Origin of the sequence: Microcystis sp. MC19, assembly GCF_003019735.1 — a bacterium.
Lineage (GTDB): Bacteria > Cyanobacteriota > Cyanobacteriia > Cyanobacteriales > Microcystaceae > Microcystis.
The window spans coordinates 548,475-574,422 of the sequence record NZ_CP020664.1; the positions used below are offsets into that span (position 1 = coordinate 548,475).

Below are 25,948 nucleotides of genomic sequence, written 5' to 3' on the forward strand. Positions count from 1 at the left end.
ATCGTTAAAGCGGTCAAATGTCCGAAAGTCCTAGAGGATTTTAGGCAAAGAGCATTTGCCCTCCCGTAGTCTCAGATAGAACCTTATGAGTCAATCAATTGAAGATAAAGCTATGGCCGATGCTGATGTATCAGATTATACCACAAATAAAATAATTGTGTCTAATTGGATCGCCCCTTGGTCGAAAGGCAATCGGAAAAATCCGTCACCGCAACCAAAATGGGATTTATGGCAACCCCTGCGGCAACGAATCGATCGCCTAGAGATTAATACACCCGCACTAGCTCATCGAATTTGTCGTCTAATTCCGGCTCAATGTCCCTTTGCGCGGAAAATTACCCTATTTAGCTGGAAAATTCTAGAGATTCCGCCCCTTTGCAAGCTAAATCCCCTCTACGAAAACCTGATGATGTTAAGATTTCGCGCTCTTTCTTACCTTGCCGATGAATGTGGAGAGGATATCGGTGCTTACTGCTAAAATGGGTGAGTGTCTTTAATCGCCACACCTATGGCCATCATTGCCCTGAAAGCTTGGTATCTGGACCAATACGAACCTATCCGCGAGGTTGTCAAACGTCCCCACGACTTGCGCTTAAGTCGCAATAGTCTCTTAAAATCGGGTTTAAGAGCCGATTTTCTCGATGATAGTCTGACAATACAGGGTTCTGTCTGGTTCCAACGCTATCTAGAAGGGGAAAGGGTGGAATTTTACCTCGAAGGTAGTGGCGGTTACGTCATCTCGAATATTGACCTGATTTCCCAAGAAATTTATTTTACTAAACAGGACCTCAGCGCTTGGTTGGATCCCGTCATTTATTTTAGCTCCCAAAGCCAATTTAAGGACTCTAGCACCGCTTTAAAAACAGTTTTGACCGAAACCGTCGAAAATCTCAATAAACGCTCCCGTTTGCCCTTAAAAATCGAAGAAACGCCCCGAACTGAGGGCAATGTCACCAGATTGAGTGATAGTCAATTACGCCAAATTCGCAAAAGTTTATTATTTATTGCCGATGCTACGGCGATTAGCCAAAAGGAAACGGAATTACTGCCTAGTCCCCTAGTGGGTGTAGAATTAGGTTATGCGATCGCTTGTAAACAGGGCGGACAAATTCTGCTAACCTATCAAAATCGGGCGGAATTAAAGGGTAAACTAGCTTTTGACCTGCCAAGCTACCAAAAATTAATTTTCTCGGATCTGAGCGAATTGCGTCTCACTTTTCCGCCTTTAATGGCAACTTTATTACAAAAATTCCATCTGATTAGTTAAAAAAATGAGTAGAAAGGCTGACGAATACGCCGTACATTTGTTCTTAAGCAGCGGACATCGCGAGGAAGTCCGTTTTTTGACTATCCAAGAATTTCAAAAGTGGTACAGTAACGAATTAATTCCGAAAGCCGATTCCCTCGATTTTATCAATGTTCCGATCAGAAATATCCAAGGGGAATATATGGTTTTACGTCCGGCTAGTATCGTTGCTATTCGTGTGGAACCCGTCTTTTTTGGCAGTGTGGAAAGAATCTAATTTGTCGTTATCGCTAAAAAAGATAGTTAGATAGGGAGAATTTTAGAGATTATTGATAATTCTCTCAATGTCAGCTTGGATTTGATTGCTGACTTTGCCTTGCCAGCGTTCTTTTAATTCCCTTAATCCCACTTCTGCGTATTGACAGATCTTATCTAAAACTTCTTTACCGTCGCTGGGTTGAGGATAGGAATTCTTTTTACAGATAATATAAATTCCCGCGGTTAAAGCTAAAATAACTTCTGGCTCGATTTGGCTAATAGTAATTAAATCCTGTCGATTGCTCAAAGTGGTTCCGTAGATACTGAAGTCTTGTTTAATGGCAAAAGCAGCGGCGAATAAATAAGCATCTACCATGCGCTCAAAGGTTTTATTATCTTTTAGTACCTGTAGATAATTTCTGGAAGTTTCTGAGGCATAAATCTTCAAACTGGGATCGATTCTCTGCATTAGTAACTCTCCATCACTTCAATCACGGAAGCATCTTCATCGGCAGCCAAACGGTGTATTTTGAACATATCAGTAGTATAGGGGAGCAGCAGATTTAAAAGTCGATCGGGAAGATCGCGATCGGTGGCTAAAATAATTACTTGGGAGTTTAAATTAGGGAGGGAATTAATAATATTTTTTTGATGTTCTTTGTCTAAATGGCCGAAAGGTGTATCCATAATTAGGGGTACACAAGTATCGGTTATTTGATTTAAACCAGTGATAAAAGCAAAGGCTAAAGCTTCCTTTTCTCCGGCACTTAAGACATCGGGATTTAATAATTTTCCCGTGATGGTACGGATTCCTAAAGTGTATTCGGGAGTGATTTCTACTCCTCTATATTCCTCTGGTTTATTGGTTACTTGTAAATAGCGATCGCTGGTTACTTGATTAATCATTTTTTGGGAATTATCGATATGCCATTCGATTAATTCGTTAGTGGCATTTTTTAAACCTCTGGCCATTTTAACCTGATTAGATAACATCGAGGTGGTTTGATTTTCACTAGCTAAAATTTCCACTTCTTTGCGTAAATTTTCTAATTGCTTTTCTTTGATTTCGATTTCCTTTTGCAAGCGTTCGATCTTTTCTTCAATCTCCTTAACTTTTCCTTCCGATTCGATAACTTTTCGCCAAATCTCCCTCACCGAGTCTTGATTTATTCCTGTGCTTTCCCGTTTTAGCTGTCTAATATGTTGATTAATTTCTTCAATTTCTTCTTCTAAACGATCTCTTTGTAAAAACCATTGACTATAATTACTAAATTTGGCATTATCTCGGATAATTCCCTGTAAATCAATTCTAATTTGCTCTTTTTCTATTCTGGTGACGTTGTCCACTTCTAAGGACTCTAGTTCGGCAATTTTTTCAAGGATAAAATCACGAGAATTTTTATCTAAACAACGACCACATAGACAGCTTTTATCCTCAAGTATTGCTTTTAAAACTGCTGTAGAATTAGTTTTAGAAGTGCTTTTTAAGCTAGTAACTTGTAAATCGTCAGCCATTTCCTGCACAAAGTTAATCAGCAAAGGTATCGCAGCTTTTTTTAACCAAGAATCGATAGACTTTTGTAGGTTATTTAACTGAGATTGCCAATCAATACGCTTGTTCTCTAAATCATGAATTTCCTCCAATTTTTCTTGTAAACTTTCAATCTGAGCAGCTTTTTCTTGAGCATCCTGATGAATAACTACAGCATTTTTTTCGTTATCTTTGGCATTTTTAAGCTGACCTTTTTTAAGGTCAATATCTTCTTCTAATTCTCCCAATTGTTGCAGCTTATCTCTAAAATCATGACTGGTTCCCTCTGCTTTATTTAAACGTTTTTCTAATTCTTGTAAGGCTTTTTCTGTATCATCGCGCAGGTTTCTTAATTCAGGGATACCCAAAACTTTTTCAATTGCTTCTTTTGCTTCTTTAGTTTGAGTTATCTGGGTATATTGTTCGATTTTTGAGCCATCAAAACAGAAAAAATCTCGAATAGATTTAGGAAGCAATGCTTCGATATATTCCCTAGAGTTACTTCTCATGGTTCCATCTTCATAAAATAATGCTTCCTCTACGCTAGGATAGGAACTGCTACCATTAAATTTTAGTTTCGCTGTGCGACTGATAAAGTAATTTTTCTCGTTTTTAGTAAAATTTAATTCTACCCGCATTTCTTTTTCTTCTGCTGATGAAGAATCATCCTTACCTCGATAAAAATAGGTTTTCAGAGTCTCTTTAGATACAATATCTACCCCATAGAGACACCATAAAATCCCTGTCATCAGAGAAGTTTTACCGTGGCCATTATTACCGAAGATAATCTGAATTTTTCTGTCGGGATGCAGGTTAAAAGTAATATTTTGACTAGGATAACATTTCCAATTAGTTAAGCGAATTTGTTTCAGTCTCAAAGTCATAATAACTCTTGTAAAAATCAAAAATTTTGTGGTTGGGTAGGATTCAGTAACCAGTAGTCAGTAATCAGGAGAATTAAGAATGAATAATAATCCAATTAAATGGTTTATTTAGAGATTTTATGCAACTTGATATTTATTTTTGTCGTTTTTAAACTAAGTGGGTGGGTGGCATTAAATATAAGATGAACGTAGGTTGGTTTGAAGCATGAAAACCAACGCCTGATCATCTTACGCTACCGCTAACCCATCCTACAAATAATTGTGCCTCCCTACTTACCAAAAATAAATTATGCAAGAGAGCTATAAAATTTATGATTGTGGGGAGTCGGTATATTTTTCGATAAGTTCGATAATTTTAGGTGATAGCCGCCGATTTTTTAGAGCAAATTTTTCCACTTCTAAAGCCATGGCTTCTTTGAGCAGTTGAGGAGGTATATCATATTTTTGTGCCAGATCTTTAATTTTAGCAGTGATGTCCATGGATTTTCTGGGGGTTAGGGGTTGGGGAGTGGAGATTGTCAAGTCTTAATTCTTATTTGCCAAGAGATACCTTGATGAGGATAAATTTTATAACAGATATGAGTAGGTGAGGCCATAGTAAGTTATAGCCTTTGTCATCAACAGGAAGTATAACCTAATTTGGTATTGACGACTGACTAGCCAAAAGGAAAACTACGTACTTCATCATTAAGATAACTGCTATAAGCTAATCTACTCTCAACCCTATACAAAAACACCATAAAAGCTAAAATAGATAGCTGACAGTGATCCTAATCACAATATCAATATAGACTAAACCGCCTTGTATTACCGTCTTCTTCTTGATTTTAACAACCTAGAAAACGGGTTAATTACCTTAACACCCGAACAAAGTCATTATCTTAAAAAAGTTGTTCGTTTAAAATCCCATGAACGTTTTATTGCCCTCAATGGACAAGGACAAGCGTGGTTAGCAGAAATAATTGATAATTCGGCCCATCTTTTAGAAGCGATAAACGAAACTAGCGAACTACCAGTACAAGTGAATTTAATGGTAGCAATTCCCAAAAATGGCTTTGATGATATCGTCCGCGCTGCCACCGAATTAGGAGTTTATCGGATTATCCCGCTGCTGACAGAACGGGGTTTAGTCAATCCTAGTCCTCAAAAAATCGACCGTTGGCGAAAAATTGCCCGGGAAGCTGTAGAACAATCAGAAAGACAGATTATTCCCATTATCGAAGAACCACAATCATTTTTAGCCATCCTTAAGCGGGGAGCTAACCCACAGACAACTTGTTATATTGGTGTTACCCGTAGAACAGTGGCCCCGCTACTTTCTCAATTGCAAACATCAACCGAGATAACCATGGCCATCGGACCGGAAGGGGGATGGACGGAGGCAGAAATAGAACAAGCGCTCGCCGCTGATTTTCTACCTGTATCATTGGGAAAACGCATTTTGAGAACAATTACCGCTCCCTTAGTGGCTCTTGCTATCATTAACGCCTATTTAGACAGCTAATTGACTAGAGTTTACTATGACCAAGACCAGCAATCCAGATAACTGGAATCATTTCGCTTCTTACCTAAAGCAAGAACTAGCAGCGGTTTCCCTGTGGCCAGATTTTCCACCTTTTGCCGAAACCACCCTGGTCAATCCCCATTAAAGACACCTACTGGGACACCGCCTTGCAACCCTATAGCACCCTCGTCCTCCTCGAAAAAACGCCCCCTACCACAACTTTATGACCCCTAGTAGCCCTTCTAACCTCTCTTTTGACTGGTTAAACCCCTCCCCCCGGCAAGACAGCGATTTACTGGCACAAATCGGCTTTATCCCTGGTTTGAAAGAATTTCTCACCCTGCGACAGGTTCACGCCTTGGAACACGCCACCGTCTGGGTATTAAGCGAAATGGCTGCCCGTCGTCAATCACCCTTTGACCATTCCCCTGCGGATAACGAGGCCCTGGGGGGACTGTCCACCGATAGGGGTTTTTATCTCTACGGACAGGTTAATACAAATGAACTGCAAATGGCGGCCAAACAGGCTCTTCATCGTCTCAAAAATGGCGAGGGGCAATTGGCACTACATCCGCGTTGTGGCACCAATTTATCGGTAACTTTAGCCTTAACCGCCGGCTTAGTCTTAGGAACTCATCTTATCTTCCCCAGAGGTCCGATTTCTCAGTTATTAGGCTTAGGTTTAGCCACTGCAGCCGCTTTTCAAATCGGGCCAGATGTGGGAATGTCGGCCCAAAAATACCTGACTACGGCCATTCCCTTTAACTTAACAATCGTTAATATTGCCCCAAAGGCAGACCTATGGGGACGTTCGGGGCATTTCGTCCAAACAGAGTGGCAAGATTTGCAATAAAACTTAAAGTAAAAACCCTTTCGGCAAATTCGCTCTGATTGTAACCTGTTAACTAAACCCTTAAAAAAAAACAACAGCTATGCCTGGAATCGAACGCGGAGCCGAAGTTAGAGTCAAACGGAAAGAGTCTTACTGGTACAACGATGTAGGAACCGTAGCCAGTGTTGATAAAAGTGGTATCCTCTATCCCGTTATCGTCCGTTTTAACACTGTTAACTACCACGGTTTTAGTGGTAGCGCCGGTGGACTGAATACCAATAACTTCGCTGAAAGTGAATTGGAACTCGTTAAGGCTGCCCCCGCTAAGAAATAAAGCTGACTAAAATTCAGCCTATCATCACCGACTGACTGACAGGAATTCTCTCTTGTTGGTCGGTTTTTTTATAGCTGTCAGTTATCAGTTATCAGTAATCAGTTATCAGTTATCAGTTATCAGTTATCAGTTATCAGTAATCAGTAATCAGTTATCAGTAATCAGTAATCAGTTATAAGTTATAAGTTATAAGTTATAAGTTATAAGTTATCAGTTATAAGTTATCAGTTTACTGATATTACATTTTGGGCGCACGCGATGCGCGCCAACCATATAAAAACTGACTAACAAATTATCTAAAAGTCGCTTGAACCTTTAGCCAACAAGAGTTAATTAGTTTCATTATCCTAGATAAGTTTTTAAATACTTGACAAAATATATCAAATAATTTATAATATTAGATAGCCAAAAATCATGATAATGTGCTGTCAACATAATCGGTTTTGAGGTGTTTAAAAATTAGTTTTTCAGTAATCAAATCTGGAATTTATGAGCATTTTAGAACTGATAGAAAAAAGACTAGAAGAAAACTTTGCCCTCCACGAACAATACCTAAACCCCCAGATGGTTAGGGTACTAAAAACGATCGGCTATGATCGCCACTACGTTAAAGCCGAAGGTCCGTACCTCTTCGACAATCAGGGGGACAAGTATCTGGACTTACTGAGTGGTTTTGGTGTTTTCGCTCTCGGACGCAATCACCCCAAGATCGTGCAAGCTTTACAAGAGGTATTGACGGCAGCATTGCCCAATTTAGTCCAATTGGATGCTTCTATCCTAGCGGGATTGCTGGCGGAACGGTTAGCAGCGATCGCACCAACTGGATTAGAACGAGTTTTCTTTGCTAATTCTGGCACGGAAACTGTCGAGGCCGCCATTAAATTCAGCCGCTACGCCACCGGACGCAGCCAAATTGTTTACTGTCAGGGAGGCTACCACGGGTTAACCATGGGTTCCCTTTCCGCCACCGGCGATCCCCATTATCGCCAGGGATTTGGGCCGTTTGTGGCCGATTTTAAGGAAATACCCTTCGGCGATCTGGCCGCGCTCGAAAAAGCTCTAATTAACCAAGAAGTAGCGGCTTTTATTACCGAACCGATCCAAGGTCACGGGGTGAGAATTCCCGAACCGAACTATCTCCCCGCGGCCGCGGACCTTTGTCGTCGTTACGGCACTCTTTTTGTGGCCGATGAAGTGCAGACCGGTTTAGGCCGGACTGGCAAAATTTGGGCTGTGGAACATTGGGGGGTAGAACCAGACATTTTATGTGTTGCCAAGGCTCTTTCGGGTGGTTTTGTGCCAGTGGGAGCGGTTCTCTGTCGTCGCTGGATCTTCGATCGAGTATTCGATCGCATGGATCGTTCTGTGGTTCACGGTAGCACTTTTGGTAAAAATAATCTGGCCATGGCCGCCGGTATTGCCACTTTACAGGTGATTGAAGAGGAAAAATTAGTCGAGCGATCGGCCGTAATCGGTCAACAAATTATCGCAGAACTACGGCCTCTGGTAGATCAGTACGAATGTTTGCAGGAAGTGCGGGGATTGGGTATGATGATCGCCTTGGAATTTGCCGAGCCGAGCAGTTGGTCACTAAAAGCCGCCTGGAAAATGCTAGAAACCGCCAATAAAGGGCTATTTTCCCAGTTAATCGTCGTTCCCCTCTTTACCCGCCATCAAATCCTCTCCCAGGTTTCCGGCCACGGCATGAATATCATCAAGTTTATCCCCCCCCTCACCCTCTCCGATGAGGATTGCCGTTGGCTGATCACCGCCGTTAAAGATGTGGTCGCTGATGCACACCGCTTCCCAGGGGCCACTTGGGAATTCGGTAAAACCTTGGCCAGCCAAGCTATACGCCAAAAAACCGCCAAAAAATAGTTAATATGTCTAGTTTGTTTCATCCCCTCTGCGGTAGTAACCTTAGCACTCTCCTTCATTTATTTTTGACCAATGGCGGCATCGATCGCCCCAATTTGGCCCCGGCAACCCTGGCCCTGGCAGTTACCCTGGCGCGACTGCCTTTTTCTACCCTAGAACGAATTTTAATGACAGGGTTTTATGAGCGCCGCGTGCAGGTAAAAGCACCCATTTTTATTGTCGGCTATTGGCGCAGCGGCACGACCCATCTCCACAATTTACTCGGTCAATCGGAGCATTTTGGCTATATTTCGCCCCTAGCGGTGGGATTACCCTGGGATATCCTCGGTATCGTCCGCTTATTTCAACCGCTGCTAGAATTGGCCTTACCGAGCGATCGCCATGTGGATAACGTTGCCGTTACTCCCGATTCCCCCCAAGAAGACTCGATCGCCCTGGCCAGCATGATCCCCCTTTCCTACTACCATGGTTTATACTTTCCCCAACGTTTTCAGTATCATTTCCAGCGAGGGGTTTTTTTTCAAGGCTGCAGCGAGAAAGAAATCGCCAATTGGCAACGTTGGCATACTCATCTATTAAAAAAAGTTTCCATCCATCAAAAAGGCAAACAATTACTACTTAAAAACCCCGTTTATACGGCACACATCGCCAGATTGCGAGCTATCTGGCCCGATGCTAAATTTATTCATATCTACCGCAATCCCTATCTAGTTTTTCCCTCAACCCGTCACTTTTTTACCCGCATCCTACCGGAACTAGCACTACAATCCTACGATAATTTATCCACGGATGAAATCGAGCAGGTAATTCTGAAAAGTTATCCCCCAATGCTCAATTCTCTCCTGCGAGATAGTGCCGATTTACCCGCCGATAGTTTTGTAGAAATTCGTTTTGAAGATTTAGAAAAAGCTCCCCTAGCACAAATCGAGAAAATCTACGATCAACTGCAACTTCCCGACTTAAAAATATCTATGCCTCGCTTTGAGAAATATATCAGCAGTCTGCAAGGATATAAAAAAAATAATTATCCCCCAGATGCAAAAGCGATCGAGTTAGTCGAATCCCATTGGCTGCCATTTATTCAACGTTGGAACTATTTTTAGTTATCAGCTTTTTCAGTTATCAGTTATCAGTTATCAGTTATCAGTTATCAGTTACCAGTTACCAGTTACCAGTTATCAGTTATCAGTTATCAGTCACAATTCATAATTCATAATTCATAATTCATAATTCATAATTCACAATTCACAATTCATAATTCATAATTCATAATTCATAATTCATAATTCATAATTTAGTATGAAATATCTTAAATTTATTTTTCTGGGTTTAGGTTTTGTTTTACTAGGGGTAATTTTGCGCCAAACAAATCTACAAGAAGTTTGGCAACAAATCACCCTAGTCGGTTGGTGGGGAATGACATTAATAATTATTTTTTACTTCCTAGAATTCCTCACCGATGTTTTTACTTGGCAACTAACTTTTAAAAGTATTCCTATCCAACCTCGATGGACAATTCGCCTATTATTAATTTACATGGTAGGGGCAGCCTTTAATCGCGTGACTCCTTTCGCTTCTTTGGGAGGAGAAGGTTTTAAAGCAGTGATGTTAAAAACTCACTATCAGATTAGCTATAAAGAAACCAGTGCCTCGATTATTCTGACAAAAACGTTAAATACTGCTTCCCTTGTCTTCTTTGCAATTATCGGTTTTTTTCTGCTCCTAGCTTCTCCAAAATTTTCTAATTCTTTTAAAACTTTTACTGGATTAAGTCTTGCTATATTCTCCAGTTGTATCCTGATATTTTTCTTGATTCAGCGATTCCGTTTATCCTCCCGAATAGTTAATCGATTAGGTCATTCTTTTTTAGGCGATCGCCTAGCTAAACCTTTAGAAAATCTTCGCAGTGTCGATGATCGTTTAGGGGAATTTTACCGGAATCTGCCCCTATTTAGAAATGGCTTGATCGTCGGTTTTCTCAATTGGCCCCTCGGAGTTTTAGAAATCTATGTTTTAATGCAATTTCTCCAACATCCGATTACTTTTGCCGATGCTTGGTTATTTGATTCTGTCGCTCAATTGGTGCGCGCTGGAACCTTTTTTATTCCCGCTAATATCGGTACTTTAGAAGGCTCTTTAGTGCTGCTGGGTGCTTCCTTAACCGGTAGTCTAGAATTAGGTTTAGCGATTTCTGTAATTCGCCGGGTTAAAGATATTCTCTGGATTATATTAGGTTTGTTGATCTGGTGGTTATTTTCCTTAAGACCGACTTTACCCGATCGCTCTTCAAAATAATCTCCATCAGTCAACTCCCGGCTCTTCTAGGTTCTCTGTGATAAGTTTAACTTACATAGGATCGATCGATCTTTGTGTCCTCTGTGTCTCTGTGGTTCCTTCCACTCCCTCGCCAGCGGTACTGTATCTTAGAATACATTTTACCCACCAAATCCAAGAGAGCCAACTCCCGATTATTCATCCTGTAATTTTTCGCGTACATTGCGAACAATCCGCGATAATTCAGTCTTTTCATCGACGCTAATTTTAGTTGGGGAACCACTAATAATCCGCTCGTAATTGCGGAAAGAATCCTTGATATCCGCCCCGTCCTGACTGATAGTATATTCACGAATCCCTTTATCGTGCCAAGAACCGCGCATCTTAAAGACGTTAATCGCTCGCGACATTTCGCCGCGAATTTCCACATACTGCAACATTAAAATCGTGTCGGTAATCGTAGAAATATGGGATTCGGTGATCGAGTGCGCTCCCATAAATTGGTCGGTGGTATTGGTGAAAAATCCCGTAATTTCCTCCTGTTTGGCGTATCCTGTCACCCCGATCACAAATTGCCGAAAAGCATTATTTGTCACCCCGCGCGCGAGTGCCGATAGAGAATCAATAGCAATACGAGAGGGTTTAAATTCCGAGATTTCCGACTTAATCATCTGTAAATGGTCTTCTAATCCCGCCGATTCGGGGTAAGAACACAACAATTTTAATAATCCCTTGCGTTCCATCTCCTCAAAATCGATCCCCCAAGAAGAGGCATTTCGGGACAATTGGGCGCGAGATTCTTCATAAGCGAACAAAATCGCTCGCTCACCGCGCCGACATCCTTCTTCCAGAAATTTACTGACTAGGAGAGTTTTACCCGTACCGGTTGCTCCTGTGGCCAAAATAATCGAATCCTTGAAAAAACCGCCTCCACACATATCATCGAGGGTTTTTACTCCCGAAGAAATGCGGACATTAGAAGAGCGCTGAGTTAAACGCATGGCTCCGAGGGGGAAGATATTAATGCCATCATTGGTGATAGTAAAGGGATATTCCCCCTTCATGTGGGTTGTTCCCCGTAATTTGAGGATTTCCGCGGTTCTGCGTCGCCTTTCTCCCTCTAGCACGTTCCGCATAATTACCACATTATCAGAGACAAATTCCTCTACACCAAAACGGGCCACCGCTCCGTATTCTTCGATACGTTCCGTGGTCATAATTGAAGTCACTTCTAATAATTTTAACCGGGCCACGAGCCGAAAAATTTCTCGCCGCACCACTGACACCGCTTCGTACTGCTGAAAAACAGCAGTTACAGAGTCAACCGATACCAGTTTGGCTTTATATTTAGTAATTGCGTATTGAATGCGCTCGATTAGGGCCGAAAGATCAAAACTACCCACCACCTCTTGACCTTCTGGATCCGGGGAAGCATCGAGAATAAATAATTTACCCTGGTCAATTAATTCTTCTAAATCCCAACCAAAACTATAGGCATTTTGGATAATATCGGTGGGAGATTCTTCAAAAGTAACAAACAGGCCCGGATAGTCAAAATACTTGATACCGTGGTAGAGAAATTGAACGGCAAGCAGGGTTTTTCCCGTGCCAGAAGTGCCACTCACTAAGGTAGTTCGCCCCATGGGTAAACCACCGTGAGTGATCTCATCAAAACCTTCAATTAGGGTTCTAATTTTGCGAACACCTTTCGGTTTAATCGGTGGATTTGGTTGGCTATTAGAGTTAGATTGAGTCATTATTTATCCAGCGAGTATTTAAAGAGTAGGATTTTTATCTAATTTTTCCACAGAAACATATCGGGACTGACTAGACACTTTACACTATCTCGATTGCCATTGACTCTTGACTTTCCCATAGACGTACTAGATTACGCCCCGATCATTTCTCCTTCAATAAATATAACCCGTCTAATCACCTATTGCCGAAGGCCTAGCTATCATTTTCTCGTTCACGAATTTCCTCGTACAGTAAGTCTAAACCGATCAGAACCTTCTCTCGATCGGACAAATCACCGATAATTTTCCGCACCGGGGGAGGGAGGACCTTCGCGAGGGTAGGAGTGGCGAGAATCTTGTCTTCCTCCGCTAGTTGCGGGTTTTTCAGTACGTCAATCACCTTGAGCGCATAAACTCCCTGAAATTCCTCTTCTAGGATATTTTTCAGGGTTTTTAAGGCTCGCACGGAGTTGGGGGTGTTCCCGGCGACGTACAGTTTTAAAACATAGGTTTTTTTAAAGACGCTCATAGGTTAGGATCAAAGGGGCTGGGGATATGAGTTCATCGCTATTTGTCTGGGATATTTTAGTCTATTCCCAATAATAAATCATAAGGGATATCCTCGCGAGGTATGGAACGACGGTACATTTCCCCTAGATGAGCCAGGATATCAATGAGAGCGAGACGATAATCTAGGAGAATTTCCTCGCTTCTGCCTTCTAATTTTAATTGTTGGGAAAATTCATCCATTAACTCCATGTGAATTTCCAGAATTTGCGACACGGAGAGATCGGTAAAAAAGACATTATTAACCAACTCGTCGATCGCTTGATTAATCGGATAATCCTGTTGGAAGTAATTTAAAATAATCTCCCGATAATCTGCTCTTACTTCCCGCAGTAATTCTTTTTTTTCCTCCGGGGCAAGATTGCGATAAAATAGCTGCGGGTTGCGTTTGTAGTAAACACCTAAATAGCCGAGTCTTTCTTTTAATTTTTCTGCTAAACGGCGCTGTTGTAGGAGGAGAAAACTGTGATTATTGGCCACTGGATTCGGTTGGTTAACAATCGTAGTCCGCTCGGAAAAAGAGCAGTTAGGAGCTAAATGGAGAAATCGAGCGATCGCTTGGTCGATTACCGAGGTGATGCTGTCTAATTCCTTGACGGTAATTTGTAATTCGGCACTATGATAGAGACAGGTGGGAGAGTCATTCGTTCCGGCAGTGATGTTTTTGTCAGCGACAATGATCACTACTGGCAGTAAAACCCCCGCTTCGTAGAGTTGATTAAAAGTCGGCTGTAGGGAAGGATGAAAGACCACCAGCAAACAATCGATTTTTTCCTTCTGTGCCTCGATATTAGCCAGTAATTCGCTAGAAGAGGACCCTAGGGTTAGATTATAGCGTTCATTAGCCAATAAAGCCGTCAAAGAATTAACCAGCCCTGGGGGTGAACTCACTCCCGTCAAGGGTGAGTCCGTTGGGACAAAAGCATAAATAGTCAGTCTCGGAGGCAACGTTTTCTCACCCGCAAGGTAGATAGAAAATAACAAATTATAGGTTAGGCTGTCTCTGTTGAGAAGACAACCCCCTCGCCATCAGATCGGAGAAGTTAAAGTTAACTTGGCTTTTTGGCAGTGGGTATTGTAGTTAATTGTAATCAATCGAGTGGTCCTCTAGATGAGCGAGCGTCATAATCAAGGTAAATTCGAGTTCTAGGACGACTAATAGTTTGGCCATCAGTTTGTTAATTATGCCCTAAAGTTACCGCCACCGCCCACCCAATTATCCCCATGCCTAGCGTTACCCTCAGTCTCCATCACTTTAATCAATCCGTCACTGCCTGTGAATTAATTGTTGATACGGCCAGTCTTTTAGATTTAATTAATACGGGCAATCCAGAAGCGATCGTGGTGGTGGATGAGCGGTATTGTCCCCTAGGACTGATTGAGAGTCAAGCCCTGATCGCTTACCTCCTCTATCAACAACAGCACCCCGAAACCAGAAACCCCTCCTGCAACTGTCTGGATCTGAGCGGTTGGCTGCGTCCGATTATCCCTCTGAACTCGCGCATGGCCGTCAGTGAGTTTCTGGCAAACCTGAGGGGAGAAGCGATCGCATTGGTTCCTATTTTAGTGGATGCTCAGGGTAAACTGTTAGGGCGCTTAGACACGGGCAAACTACTGCAATTTTGTCTCGGGCGCTCGATTCTCGATGATCCCTCTCCGCAGCTCCGCATCAGCGATCGCAATTTCTCCCACCGCGGAGATCGTCCTCTGGAATTTTTGGAACAATTACCGCTGCCGCTGCTGCTCTACAGTCCAGAAGCGGGAATTTTATACCAAAATCAGGCTTGGTGCCAACAAATCGGGGCAGCTTTCCCCACTCAACCCTTAACTCCCCAATCCCCCACCCCCCCCCTGTTCCCCCAGCGTCTGGAAACGCTGACATCGGGTTTAACCAAGACTTGGCGCCTGTTGTCCGCGCCGTTAAATTGGACAGGTCATTATCCCTTGATCGAGAAAACTTCGGGACTGTGGTTACTATTAGCCACCGATATCACGGAACAACAGCAATATTGTCGGGAATTAGCGGTTAAAAATGCCGATTTAGTCCATTTAAATCGTCTTAAGGATGAATTTCTCGCCTGTGTCAGCCATGAGTTTAAATCGCCCCTCACCGCCGTTATCGGTCTCTCCAATCTGCTGCGGGAACAAAAAATCGGTGAACTTAACCCCCGACAGTCCAAATATGCCGATTTAATCTATCGCAGCGGTCGCCAGTTGATGGCTTTAGTTAATGATCTCCTCGATTTAACCCGCCTAGAGACAGGACAACTAAAATTAACTTTAGCTAGAGTCAAAATCGATCGCCTCTGTCAACGGGTGTACGATATCATCGTCGATAAATATCCCCAACGTCTTGATCTCCCCAACAGCTATCGTCTTGACATCGAATCGGGGTTAGATTATGTCCTGGCCGATGAAGCCCGTTTACAACAGATGTTAGTGCATTTGTTAGATAATGCGGTAAAATTCACCATTGACGGCGGTAATTTGGGCATTAAAGTCAATCGTTGGGAAAATTGGCTGGCTTTTACCGTCTGGGATACGGGGATCGGTATTCCGGAAGAATCCCAGCATCTGATTTTTCAGAAATTCCAACAGCTAGAAAGTCCTTTCACCCGTCAATTTGAGGGTGCGGGTTTAGGTTTAGTCCTCAGCCAAAAATTAGCACGCTGTCACGGCGGTGATCTATCTTTTGTCTCCAAGGACCGGGAAGGCAGTCAATTCACTTTACTGCTGCCGGTTCATCCCCAAGGAACAGAAGAGGAACAATCGACCCCCCAACGTCTGGTGTTAGTGGTGGAAGCTAATCCCCAAGTTATCGAACAGTTTGTCGATCGCTTAAGTGAATTGGGATTAAAAGCCATTATCGCCCGTAGCGGGACCGAAGCGATCGAAAAAGCCCGTCAGTTAAAACCCCGTTGTGTTTTTCTCAATCCCAATCTACCCCTCTTGTCCGGTTGGGATGTGTTAACGCTGCTGAAATCCCATCCCCAAACCCAAGATATAAAAGTTATTGTCACCGCCGCCGATTGCGAGCGCAACCGCAGTCAACAGCAAGGGGCCGATAGTTTTCTGGTTCCGCCAATCACTTCGGCAGCTCTGCAAGCTTGCCTAAATCTGACCGTTTCCCCCGTTCCTAGCCGAAAACGGCGCACTGCTCCGACTCTGCTGCGTTTGCACGGTCATTATGCCCCTAATTTCTCCGATTTATCTTCCTTTAGCTGGATTTGGAATAATCAATTAGTTCGGGAGAATTATCGTTTTATTGAGGCCGATAGTTGCGAACAGGCGGAACTTTTGGCCACTGTCTGGGAGGTGGACGCTATCCTAATCGATAGTTCGATCGCAGAAGATTTATACTCTTATCTGCAAACCTTGAGCGAGTCGCAAACCCTAGCTAATTTACCCCTAGTCACCCTTGATGTGGCTGTCACCGAGGTGGCCAATCAAATCCCCGGTTTAGCCGTTTTTCCCTGTTTGGCCCCCCCGACGGAAAACCGCATCGAACAGCTATTAAAGGTAATTGAGACTGCTGATCTGGCTTTTTCTGGCCACCAAGAGGGGTAAAGGGGGACTGATAATTAGACCTCAGCCCGCAGAACCTCAAGGTTGTATAATCTTTAAGAGTTATTAAGCTTTGTATCAGTTTGCCCAGCAGCATTTAATGAATATACTTTTGCTGACATCATCTTTAGGTTTACTCCTAGCGATCGCTATCGTCGTCTATTTTGTTTCCTCTCGCAAGTACCAATCGTCGGACTCGGTGGCCAATTCCTACGACCAATGGACCGAAGACGGGATTTTAGAATATTATTGGGGCGAACACATCCATTTAGGTCACTACGGTTCCCCACCAGAAAAAAAAGACTTTCTACAGGCAAAAGCTGACTTTGTGGCGGAAATGGTCTCTTGGGGAGGTTTGGATAAACTACCCACCGGTGCCACTCTCCTCGATGTCGGTTGTGGTATTGGTGGCAGCAGTCGCATTCTGGCCCGCGACTACGGATTTGCCGTTACCGGTGTCACCATTAGTCCCAAACAAGTGGCACGGGCCAAAGAACTAACACCCCCAGATGTAAATGCTCGCTTTTTGGTCGATGATGCCATGGCCCTTTCTTTTCCCGACGAGAGTTTTGATGTGGTCTGGTCAATCGAAGCCGGTCCCCATATGCCGGACAAAGCCGTTTTTGCTCAGGAATTACTGCGAGTTCTTAAGCCGGGGGGAGTCCTAGTGGTAGCGGACTGGAATCAGCGAGATGACCGTCAAAAACCGCTCAATTTCTGGGAAAGTCCTGTAATGCGCCAACTTTTGGATCAGTGGTCCCACCCCGCTTTTGCCAGTATCGAAGGTTTTGCCGAACAGTTAGCGGCCACGGGATTGGTAGATGGGGAAGTGATGACTGCTGACTGGACAAAAGCCACTCTACCCTCTTGGATTGATACCATTTGGCAAGGGGTGATTCGTCCCCAAGGTTGGTGGCAATTTGGTCTAACTGGGTTGGTTAAATCTGTCCGAGAAGTGCCGACAATTCTGCTGATGCGTTTGGCCTTTGGTACGGGTTTATGTCGTTTTGGGATGTTCCACGCTGTTCGCGCTCAATCCCATCTGCAAGCAAGTCAGCAAGAGTCTCTTACCTCAGTTATCTAGCTGGTTATAATTAAATTGAAGATAAATCCCCCCTTGATCCCCCCTTGATAAGCTATCCCTTATAGGGATCTTTCTTAACAATTTTTGCAGTAAGCACTCCAACCCTTATCCTGACTTGATTTCAGTTTTTTCTTTGTCAGTAAGGGTGTCAACAAGGAATATTACAAATTGTTAACCGAGTCTTGAAAGCCTTGTGCCACAAAGGTTTGAAATGTTAAGAAAGATGTGACTAAAGGACAGCTTGATAAGGGGGGTGTCTGATAATTTTTAACACCTACCTACTTAAATTAATCTTGAATATCTAATTAATCTTTCATGGATTAATAAGGTACGGTTCTAAACTCCACGCAATTATTACTGGGATTATAGAGAGTGTAAACTGCTTTATTTAATTCTTTACCAACGCTACCAACCCCAATTAAACGCTTATCTTGAATCGTCAAAGTTTGACTTGGTTGCCGTTTATCTAAAGTAGTAACAGTGCTAGTTAAATTAGCGGACTGTAAAGAATAATCAAAAACTTTTCCTGAACGACCACAAAATAGATTATTAACTCCCACCCGTTGCAGTCGATCTAAAATTTGCCATGGGGGAGTATCGGGGGTTAATTCTTCACTAACACTGACACTACTGCCATGAATTAATAAACAATCCAACTCGACAAAACCAAAATCGAGATTTCGTAACCATTGCACCGTTTCTAAAGAAACTGCGTCCCAGAGTTGTTTAGTGCTATCAATTCCATGTTTATGGATTAATTCCGTCGGTTCTCCTGTTGCTCCTAAACTGTGTAAAATTAAACATTGTTCTTCCCACCATCCCCGACAAACCTGCGGATATAAGTTATTTTTAGTGGGATAACGTATTTGTTCTACCAGCATTTCACTATCGGGATTAACACCGATAAAATCTCCTAAAATATATAAATTTTCTACAGTAACTGACCGTTGCTGAATATCTTCCAAGACCGCTTGATAGGCTGGTAAATTGCCTTGAATACCGCTTAAAATTGCCCACATAATTTCTTGATTTATCACAAATTAACGTTCGCAAACATGAGTCGGATCATCGGCTTTTTCCGCATATTCTAGACCCTTAGCCAATCGCCAAGCGAAAATAGGAGGTAAACCCGATGCTAAAATAGCCTGACAGGTTTCCTGATAGTTATAGGCCACTTCTCGCAGTTGTACCGCTGCCGTTTCTCGATCGTAAATCACATAGGTGGCATTTGGACGACCGTGACGTGGTTCTCCCACCGATCCCACGTTGATGATACGTTTAACCGGTGTGGTAAATTGCCGCGACTGTTCCCCATCGGGTTGATAAACTTTTATTTGCAAGCTTCCCGCGTCGAGAGTGCGAATGTAGGGGATGTGGGTATGTCCACAGAATAAAACCTCTGTATCTACCGATAAAACCCGTTCTAAAGCCGTAAAAGCGTCCATTTCGGCTAAAAGGTACTCATGGTTACTTTGGGGACTACCATGAACAAAACAGAGGTGATCTAGCTTAAAAATTTCGGGCAGTTTTGACAAATAATTACGGTTTTCTGGGGTGATTATTTGATTTGTCCACTCATGAGCTAATCTACCGCGTTTTTCTGCTAAAAGCGACGGATAACTGCACTCACAGGCATTTAATCCCTCAACGATATCCTCATCCCAACACCCTTGTACTGTAGTAATCCCCAGTTGACGGATTTTTTCCACCACTTGGTTAGGATGGGGTCCATACCCAACTAAATCCCCTAAACAGTAGATTTCTTGACAACCCTGTTGGTCTAAATCTTGCAAAACAGCATTAAAAGCGGGCATATTGCCATGAATACAGGATAAAACGGCTATTTTCATCAGATTAACTCCATTTCTGGCTCTAAAGATTCTTGAAATTGTTGTTGATAATAAAAAAGTGCCTCATCGGACAGACAACAATCACTCAGGGTATCGGCAATTATCGGTTTATCGAGATTGCGACCGACGATTTCAATCCCACTGAAGCGATTCGGTCTCCCATCGACATTTAAGGGGAAATTTAAGCTTTGAAAGTCTTTTTCTGGCCATTCATCCATAAATTCCCCATAAATACACTGACCGTCGATGATATCGAAGATACTTTTGACCCGCAGCACTTCCCCATAGGCTCCTTGGGTTAATTCTGTCCAAAAGGTGGTTAAACTGGAAAAATCGAGGATTTCTCCCGTTAAAACGGCTCTATAAATCTGTATTTCCCGTTTTTTTAACCATTGATCACCTTTTATGGTTGTTTTGACGGGACTGATGACTATTTCATCGACGGGAACTTGTCCTTCGGGGATTTCTTCGTCTGGAGACGTAATCGCTACCCGATGACAATTGAGGGGTTTTAGAAAGCTTTCGAGGGATTGCGTGTCTAAATGCCATGGTACTTCCATATAGACCCTGTTTTTCATGGATAAACTGCTCAAAAGGTCTTCTTCTTCCCTAGAAATAGAGGACAACTGGGGAAAGTCACTCTGTAAAGTGAGGTGATCAATGGGAAAAGTTTCCGTCTGGGGACTAAAATATAGACTTGGCTGCGTCTGTTTGGCGATTTGTTGGCGAATCCAATGGGTTTTTCCCGCAGCTATACCCCCCGTCACCACGATAATCATTTTGCTCCTTCTTTATTGTGGTAATGATAATCATTCTAGCATAAGTTAGATTGGGGCAAGTAATCTTTCTTAAACCAATCCTCTAGACTTAGCAAGGTTATTTTGGGAAAAATTGGCGGTCTCTTGGGATATTAATCATGGTTATGGCTCTTTTCTCTAGGATACCATTGGCTTTGTCCATCGGGTAAATCAACTAAGATAATTCCCCTCGTTTTTAATTGTTCCCTTAATTGAGCGCCGCTTCCGTAAAGTGCAAGGGTTTGCGATAATGAGCTTGGAGAACAAAGAGACGTAAAACCATGGGATCGAGGGTTCGTTAAATTTTAAAGTTTTTATCCATAAATTATTCATAAGTAGCTGGTTTTAATTAAATTAAAAATCGATTTTAGGTTCGATCCCCCCTTAATCCCCCCTTAATAAGCTATCCCTTATAGGGATCTTTCTTAACAATTTTTGCAGTAAGCACTCCAACCCTTATCCTGACTTGATTTCAGTTTTTTCTTTGTCAGTAAGGGTGTCAACAAGGAATATTACAAATTGTTAACCGAGTCTTGAAAGCCTTGTGCCACAAAGGTTTGAAATGTTAAGAAAGATGTGACTAAAGGACAGAGGGGGGGTGTCTGAAAACTTTTAACACCTACCTACTTAGTTTGTGCTTTTTAATTTTTTGAGAACTAGCCAAGCATTCGTTTAGTTGTGTCAAGATTTCCTCTTTATTTAAATTTCTGCCGATAAAAACTAACTGATTATTAGGAGATGTATCCCATTCTACCGCTTGCAGATCATAACGAAGACCGCTCAATTGAAAAATATGTTTTAAATCGCTTTGTTGAAACCAGAGAATCCCTTTTGCTCGAAAAACATTTATCGGCATTTTTTCCGTGAGAAAAGGTTCAAATTTATCTAAATTAAATGGTTTATCGCTAACAAAGGAGACAAAATTAAAGTCTTCAGGAGATTGATTATCACTGGAGATTGGGCGATTTTTTTGAAAGTCTCTCAACTGGACTTTATACAATTCTTCTTTAGTTAAACCTAGATCTAACAATAAACCCAAAGGAACCTGACCATAACTACTTTTTAGGAGTCTTATACCCTCTTTTTCTCGACGAATAAACTTTTCTAAATCATCTAATTTTTTGGGACTGACTCGATCTATTTTATTGAGAATTACCACGTCACCATAACGAATTTGACTAAGGGCAATATTACTATCAAAATGATCGGCAGTAAAGGTTTCAGAATCCACGAGGGTAATAATAGAATCTAAGCGAGTCAGATATTTTAATTCCGTGGCCAGGAAAGTGAGGATAATTGGCAAAGGATCGGCTAATCCTGTGGTTTCAATGATTAGATAGTCCACGGGTATTTCTTTTTCTAAGACCTGATAGACTGTCTCAATTAAACTATCATTAATCGTACAACAAATACAGCCATTACTCAATTCTACCATATCTTCATCGATGGAGACAAGCAATTGAGAATCAATATTAATATCCCCAAACTCATTGACTAATACGGCAACTTTTAACCCTTCTTTATTGTCAAGAATATGATTTAGTAAGGTGGTTTTTCCACTCCCTAAAAAACCAGTAATAATCGTCACAGGCATTCCTGATTTAGGCAAGCAAGGGAGGGAATCGGAGAGAGGAATTATCAAAGAACTCATGGTAGCTAACCCACTTTTAAGTTAATTAATTGGCAGAAAATAGGCTTTTCTCAACCCTGTTAAATTCGCTTGGAGGGGATCGATATCCACTAATTGCTGGTTTATACAAAAGTTTCAGAGATTAGTTTTAGATAGGATCGCTGTTTGCATTTTTTCTAATAAATCTGCCAGCGTCATCGAACCTAAATCACCCCCTTGTCGAGTGCGAACACTTAGAGTTTTACTGCTAACTTCTCGTTTTCCAATCACAGCTAAGACAGGGATTTTTTCCAGTTCTCCTGTACGAATTTGTTTGCCTAAACGCTCACCACTTTTATCGATTTCCACTCGATAACCAGCTTGTTTTAACTGCATTGCTACCTCTAAAGCATAATGCTGCTGTTCATCACTAACGGGTAATAAACGGACTTGAATAGGTGCTAACCAGAGAGGAAAATCTCCCGCATAATTCTCGATTAAAATACCAAAAAATCTTTCCAAAGAGCCAAAAATAGCTCGATGAATCATAATCGGTCTTTCGCGACTACCATCCCTAGCGACATATTGCATATCAAAGCGTTCTGGCAAGTTAAAATCGACCTGAATCGTGGAACATTGCCACATTCTACCGATCGCATCTTGAATTTTTATATCAATTTTCGGACCATAAAAAGCCCCACCTCCCTGATCCTCAATATAATCCCACTTTTTAGCATTTAAGGCCTCAATTAAAGCCTCTGTTGCCAATTCCCAAACACTATCGCTACCCACGGATTTACTGGGACGAGTCGATAAATTTATCTGATAATTAGTAAAGCCAAAATCGGAGAGAATTTTCTCGGTTAAGTTCAAAACTCCTAGAATCTCTGCGGCAATTTGTTCTGGTAAACAGAAAATATGAGCATCATCTTGAGTAAAACCTCTTACCCGCATTAATCCGTGTAAAACCCCTGATCGCTCGTAACGATAAACTGTGCCTAATTCTGCCCATCTGAGGGGAAATTCTCGATAGGAATGCAGGTCATTTTGATAGGTTAAAACATGAAAAGGACAATTCATTGGCTTAATTTGATAGCTTTGCTGTTCTAACTCGATCGCCTCAAACATATTGTCGCGATAAAAGTCCCAATGTCCGGAAGTTTTCCACAGATCTAAATTAGCTAGATGGGGAGTATAAAGAAATTGATAACCCGCTTCTAAATGAGCTTGGCGCCAATAATCTTCGATTAAATAACGCATTGTTGCACCCCGGGGATGCCAAAAAACTAAACCGCCACCGGCATCTTCTTGGATGCTAAATAATTTTAATTGTTGTCCCAATTTGCGATGATCTCGTCGCTGCGCTTCTTCTTTTTGTTGGAGATAATTTTGTAATTCTGCGGGGGTTTGCCAAGCTGTGCCGTAAATTCGCTGTAATTGCGGCTGTTTTTCATCTCCTTGCCAATAAGCACCCGCTACACTTTCCAAGACGAAAGCATCTGGGTTAATTTCCCCCGTCGAGTTGAGATGGGGTCCCGCACACAGATCCCACCAAAATTCTTCCGGGGGAGAAACAGCGCCATCAATTAACGAGGGTTCTCGATCGCTCCGTCCTGCGTCCGGACTACCGATAAAATAACGGGTAATGGTTTCATCTGGGGGAATTCTCTCTAAAATTAACTTTTTGTAGGGTTGATTAAGGCGCTCGATTTCTGCGGCAATTTCGCTTCTTTCCAGCACTTCTCGGATAATTGGCAGGTTTTTCCCGATAATTCGCCCCATTTCTGCCGCTATTTTCTCCAAATCTTCGGGGGTAAAGGGTGTTTGGCGATCAAAATCGTAGTAGAATCCCGTTTCTGTCCAGGGACCAATAGCGACTTTGGTTTCAGGAAAGAGAGTTTGTACGGCCATCGCTAAGATATGGGCGCAAGTATGGCGTATTTTTACGATTTTTTGCGAATCTTCTTCGATAAAGGGGCTTTCTGCTCGGGGGGACTTAATTTGATTGACCATTGCTAGTTAAAATGATAATGATTATCATTTTAGCAAAGGAGGGCTGATGTCTGAGAAAAAATGCGCTCAAATCCTCTAGCGGCAAGCTCAACGCTGATAGCTTACCGCTCAAACTGGAAGTTTCCCCGTTTTAAAAACAGGGATTACCGACGATATTCTCGACTTAACAGCCAGAATCCAGGTTATGATGACGAGAAAAGAAACTGAGAAAACGGGTTTCTTCAAGAAACCCGTTTTCTGATTTTCCTGAATTTCTCGCTCAAAATCCCGACAATCGAGCGCCTCTTCCGAAAAAGCGCGCATTGGATGCACCGCACATTTCAAGCGATAATCTCCAGTACAAAAAACACAGCGACTACAGGGAATCCGATGCAGCTTTTGCAACTGCCGGCGCCCTTGGGCAACAGCAAGAAAAAGGGCAGTAAAAAAGAACAGCAGCGTTATCCAGATCGCGATCGGACAAAAGAGCGGTATTAGCCTTAACATAAATCTCGATTTTTGTCAATTAAGGAATAATTACAGTTTGCTCAGAAAGAAATTCCTGTGGAACTAGAGATCGCCAAAAACTAAAAATCTCTTGACTGACGCTGTAGGGGTGGGAATAGTGGAAAAAATAACGCCCTTTGTGACAACTCCAAATGCGATCGCCTGACTTTAACCAGGGTTGCCATCCCTGCAACAAATGCTGATCGATAATCGTATCGATATCTCCCCCACAGACTAACAGGGGTACGGGAACTGTCCCCGGGGCGAAATGGGCATTCTGATAGAGATTATGGGGAGAAAGGGACAATAATAAATCCTCTTCCAAGAGATAGCGATATTCTTGGGTTAAAGCGCAGGGTTGATGGCCAAAAAGATTGTGAACCGATTGATTGAGCAGAGTTTGACGAGAACAAGGCAGTAATTTTGATAGCACATAATAATGAGCTTGCCAATCGATCGCCGGATAGACTCCCACAGAGAGCAAAGTTAAGGATTTTACCCTTTCCGGATAACGACGCGCATACAGTAATCCTACTAATCCCCCCGTGCCGTGGCCGACTAAATGCAGCGGTCGCTCGCATTGTTTCAGGTAATCTTGTATTAATACCAAGGCAATATCAAGAGAAGCTGGCTGATCAAGAGATTGACAGTATTGCCAATCAGCGATCGCAACTTCCCTGGCTAAAAAATCCAACACCGGGCGATCAAAACGGCGAAAACTGGGGTTAACATTAATCCAAACTGCATCAGGTAATCGAGACATAATAATCAAGGATATAGGGGATTTTTCAGTAAACAGTAATCAGTAATCGGTGAAAAGAAAGCTGCGAACTAGCCACTTAATACTATTCACTGATAACTGATAACTGATAACTGATTGATAGCTAACTAAACGCCAAATTCGCCCTTAAGTCCCGCGACCCAGGTTTTGATCCGTTGTTCAGTTAAATCGGATTGGTTGTCTTCATCGAGGGCTAAACCGACAAATTTGCCATTTTTTAGGGCTTTCGACTCGTTAAAATCGTAACCTTCTGTCGGCCAGTAACCGACGGTTTTACCCCCTAGGGAGGCGATTTTTTCTTCCAGTATCCCCAGAGCATCTTGAAAGTTATCCGCATAACCGATTTGATCCCCCATCCCGAAATAAGCGACCTTTTTGGAGACGAAATCAATGTCATCCAATTCATCGTAAAAACCCTCCCAATCGCTTTGTAATTCGCCGATATTCCATGTGGGACAACCGATAATCAGGGCATCGTAGGGGGCAAAATCCTCGGTAGAAGCGGAGGAGATATCGTGTAATTCTACAATTGCCTCACCTCCAAATTCTTTCTGAATCATTTCCGCCACCGTTTCGGTTTTGCCGGTTTGCGTGCCAAAAAATAAGCCAATTTTTGCCATAAAATTTGTCCTTGTTGCGAAATAAGTGAGTTTAACTCTTAATTCTCCTTGATAGGGAATAAAGCCCCTGATTACAGTTTTCGGCCTCTGAAACTGGCAT

The 25,948-nt window shown here is 42.4% G+C and carries 28 protein-coding genes; 14 read left to right on the forward strand and 14 right to left on the reverse strand.

The genetic code is table 11. From position 1 onward, the window contains the following. Positions 1-85: 85 nt before the first annotated feature. The 3 genes from B5D77_RS02860 to B5D77_RS02870 are packed head-to-tail and all read left to right on the forward strand — an operon-like array spanning position 86 to position 1,523. On the forward strand, positions 86-478 hold the full coding sequence (locus tag B5D77_RS02860; RefSeq protein ID WP_008200859.1) for a Mo-dependent nitrogenase C-terminal domain-containing protein: 393 nt from the start codon (positions 86-88) through the stop codon (positions 476-478). A gap of 30 nt (positions 479-508) precedes the next feature. Beyond that, a complete protein-coding gene (locus tag B5D77_RS02865; protein WP_008200857.1) occupies positions 509-1,267 on the forward strand; it encodes a hypothetical protein in 759 nt (252 codons plus the stop codon). 4 nt (positions 1,268-1,271) lie between these two features. Next, on the forward strand, positions 1,272-1,523 hold the full coding sequence (locus B5D77_RS02870; protein WP_008200855.1) for a hypothetical protein: 252 nt from the start codon (positions 1,272-1,274) through the stop codon (positions 1,521-1,523). Positions 1,524-1,565: 42 nt separating this feature from the next. On the opposite strand, the gene B5D77_RS02875 is transcribed toward B5D77_RS02870, so the two are convergent. The 3 genes from B5D77_RS02875 to B5D77_RS26140 form a co-directional block, all read right to left on the reverse strand. Then, positions 1,566-1,973 carry a hypothetical protein gene (locus tag B5D77_RS02875; RefSeq protein WP_008200854.1) on the reverse strand — a complete coding sequence of 136 codons (408 nt, stop codon included), beginning with the start codon at positions 1,971-1,973 and terminating at the stop codon, positions 1,566-1,568. Continuing rightward, the gene (locus tag B5D77_RS02880; RefSeq protein ID WP_008200852.1) at positions 1,973-3,919 is read right to left on the reverse strand and encodes an AAA family ATPase; all 1,947 of its coding nucleotides are present in this window, start codon (positions 3,917-3,919) and stop codon (positions 1,973-1,975) included. Before B5D77_RS02880 ends, B5D77_RS02875 begins: the two co-directional genes overlap by 1 nt. 309 nt (positions 3,920-4,228) lie before the next feature. Beyond that, complete coding sequence (locus B5D77_RS26140; RefSeq protein ID WP_008200850.1) at positions 4,229-4,399, reverse strand: hypothetical protein; 171 nt, start codon at positions 4,397-4,399, stop codon at positions 4,229-4,231. Positions 4,400-4,721: 322 nt separating this feature from the next. On the opposite strand from B5D77_RS26140, the gene B5D77_RS02890 reads away from it, so the two are divergent. From B5D77_RS02890 to B5D77_RS02915, 9 genes are all read left to right on the forward strand, one after another. Then, a complete protein-coding gene (locus tag B5D77_RS02890; protein WP_008200848.1) occupies positions 4,722-5,423 on the forward strand; it encodes a 16S rRNA (uracil(1498)-N(3))-methyltransferase in 702 nt (233 codons plus the stop codon). A gap of 16 nt (positions 5,424-5,439) precedes the next feature. Then, the gene (locus tag B5D77_RS27610; protein ID WP_255348753.1) at positions 5,440-5,568 is read left to right on the forward strand and encodes a hypothetical protein; all 129 of its coding nucleotides are present in this window, start codon (positions 5,440-5,442) and stop codon (positions 5,566-5,568) included. Between the two features lie 78 nt (positions 5,569-5,646). After that, positions 5,647-6,276, forward strand: coding sequence for a DUF6391 domain-containing protein (locus tag B5D77_RS02895; protein ID WP_008200845.1), 630 nt, complete (start codon positions 5,647-5,649; stop codon positions 6,274-6,276). A 79-nt stretch (positions 6,277-6,355) separates the two neighbouring features. Then, positions 6,356-6,589 carry a photosystem I reaction center subunit IV gene (locus B5D77_RS02900; protein ID WP_002800416.1) on the forward strand — a complete coding sequence of 78 codons (234 nt, stop codon included), beginning with the start codon at positions 6,356-6,358 and terminating at the stop codon, positions 6,587-6,589. Between the two features lie 52 nt (positions 6,590-6,641). Then, positions 6,642-6,767: a hypothetical protein gene (locus B5D77_RS27615; protein WP_256386908.1), complete on the forward strand. Its 126-nt coding sequence runs from the start codon at positions 6,642-6,644 to the stop codon at positions 6,765-6,767. Positions 6,768-7,078: 311 nt separating this feature from the next. Then, positions 7,079-8,467: an aspartate aminotransferase family protein gene (locus B5D77_RS02905; protein ID WP_008200836.1), complete on the forward strand. Its 1,389-nt coding sequence runs from the start codon at positions 7,079-7,081 to the stop codon at positions 8,465-8,467. Between the two features lie 5 nt (positions 8,468-8,472). Further along, positions 8,473-9,570 carry a sulfotransferase gene (locus B5D77_RS02910; RefSeq protein WP_008200834.1) on the forward strand — a complete coding sequence of 366 codons (1,098 nt, stop codon included), beginning with the start codon at positions 8,473-8,475 and terminating at the stop codon, positions 9,568-9,570. After that, entirely contained in the window at positions 9,555-9,683 is a 129-nt protein-coding gene (locus B5D77_RS27620; protein ID WP_256386910.1) for a hypothetical protein, read from the forward strand. The genes B5D77_RS02910 and B5D77_RS27620 overlap by 16 nt, the downstream gene beginning before the upstream one ends. 83 nt (positions 9,684-9,766) lie before the next feature. Continuing rightward, positions 9,767-10,762, forward strand: a complete 996-nt coding sequence (locus tag B5D77_RS02915; protein ID WP_008200831.1) for a lysylphosphatidylglycerol synthase transmembrane domain-containing protein — start codon at positions 9,767-9,769, stop codon at positions 10,760-10,762. Positions 10,763-10,935: 173 nt separating this feature from the next. On the opposite strand, the gene kaiC is transcribed toward B5D77_RS02915, so the two are convergent. The 3 genes from kaiC to B5D77_RS02930 form a co-directional block, all read right to left on the reverse strand. Further along, entirely contained in the window at positions 10,936-12,498 is a 1,563-nt protein-coding gene (gene kaiC, locus B5D77_RS02920) for a circadian clock protein KaiC (RefSeq protein WP_008200829.1), read from the reverse strand. Between the two features lie 193 nt (positions 12,499-12,691). Beyond that, positions 12,692-13,006: a circadian clock protein KaiB gene (gene kaiB / locus B5D77_RS02925; protein WP_002733742.1), complete on the reverse strand. Its 315-nt coding sequence runs from the start codon at positions 13,004-13,006 to the stop codon at positions 12,692-12,694. A 56-nt stretch (positions 13,007-13,062) separates the two neighbouring features. Then, positions 13,063-13,992 (reverse strand): circadian clock protein KaiA, encoded by a 930-nt coding sequence (locus B5D77_RS02930; RefSeq protein WP_106908241.1) that lies wholly within the window; start codon positions 13,990-13,992, stop codon positions 13,063-13,065. A 276-nt stretch (positions 13,993-14,268) separates the two neighbouring features. Here B5D77_RS02930 and B5D77_RS02935 point away from each other — a divergent pair, with 276 nt between their 5' ends. Together B5D77_RS02935 and B5D77_RS02940 are read left to right on the forward strand one after the other, a co-directional pair. After that, positions 14,269-16,611, forward strand: a complete 2,343-nt coding sequence (locus tag B5D77_RS02935; RefSeq protein WP_008200820.1) for a hybrid sensor histidine kinase/response regulator — start codon at positions 14,269-14,271, stop codon at positions 16,609-16,611. A gap of 97 nt (positions 16,612-16,708) precedes the next feature. Next, positions 16,709-17,692, forward strand: a complete 984-nt coding sequence (locus B5D77_RS02940; RefSeq protein ID WP_008200819.1) for a methyltransferase domain-containing protein — start codon at positions 16,709-16,711, stop codon at positions 17,690-17,692. Between the two features lie 320 nt (positions 17,693-18,012). On the opposite strand, the gene B5D77_RS02945 is transcribed toward B5D77_RS02940, so the two are convergent. The 8 genes from B5D77_RS02945 to fldA form a co-directional block, all read right to left on the reverse strand. After that, the gene (locus tag B5D77_RS02945) at positions 18,013-18,711 is read right to left on the reverse strand and encodes a metallophosphoesterase (protein WP_106908242.1); all 699 of its coding nucleotides are present in this window, start codon (positions 18,709-18,711) and stop codon (positions 18,013-18,015) included. A 21-nt stretch (positions 18,712-18,732) separates the two neighbouring features. Then, complete coding sequence (locus tag B5D77_RS02950) at positions 18,733-19,542, reverse strand: metallophosphoesterase (RefSeq protein ID WP_002742233.1); 810 nt, start codon at positions 19,540-19,542, stop codon at positions 18,733-18,735. Continuing rightward, positions 19,542-20,321: a hypothetical protein gene (locus B5D77_RS02955; RefSeq protein ID WP_106908243.1), complete on the reverse strand. Its 780-nt coding sequence runs from the start codon at positions 20,319-20,321 to the stop codon at positions 19,542-19,544. The genes B5D77_RS02950 and B5D77_RS02955 overlap by 1 nt, the downstream gene beginning before the upstream one ends. A 637-nt stretch (positions 20,322-20,958) precedes the next feature. Further along, complete coding sequence (locus B5D77_RS02960; RefSeq protein WP_008200812.1) at positions 20,959-21,990, reverse strand: GTP-binding protein; 1,032 nt, start codon at positions 21,988-21,990, stop codon at positions 20,959-20,961. Positions 21,991-22,104: 114 nt separating this feature from the next. Continuing rightward, positions 22,105-23,961 carry a threonine--tRNA ligase gene (gene thrS, locus B5D77_RS02965; protein WP_106908244.1) on the reverse strand — a complete coding sequence of 619 codons (1,857 nt, stop codon included), beginning with the start codon at positions 23,959-23,961 and terminating at the stop codon, positions 22,105-22,107. A gap of 108 nt (positions 23,962-24,069) precedes the next feature. After that, on the reverse strand, positions 24,070-24,447 hold the full coding sequence (locus B5D77_RS02970; protein WP_106908245.1) for a hypothetical protein: 378 nt from the start codon (positions 24,445-24,447) through the stop codon (positions 24,070-24,072). Positions 24,448-24,466: 19 nt separating this feature from the next. Beyond that, positions 24,467-25,210 (reverse strand): alpha/beta fold hydrolase, encoded by a 744-nt coding sequence (locus tag B5D77_RS02975; RefSeq protein ID WP_106908246.1) that lies wholly within the window; start codon positions 25,208-25,210, stop codon positions 24,467-24,469. Between the two features lie 125 nt (positions 25,211-25,335). After that, complete coding sequence (fldA, locus tag B5D77_RS02980; RefSeq protein WP_002760221.1) at positions 25,336-25,848, reverse strand: flavodoxin FldA; 513 nt, start codon at positions 25,846-25,848, stop codon at positions 25,336-25,338. Between the last annotated feature and the right edge of the window lie 100 nt (positions 25,849-25,948).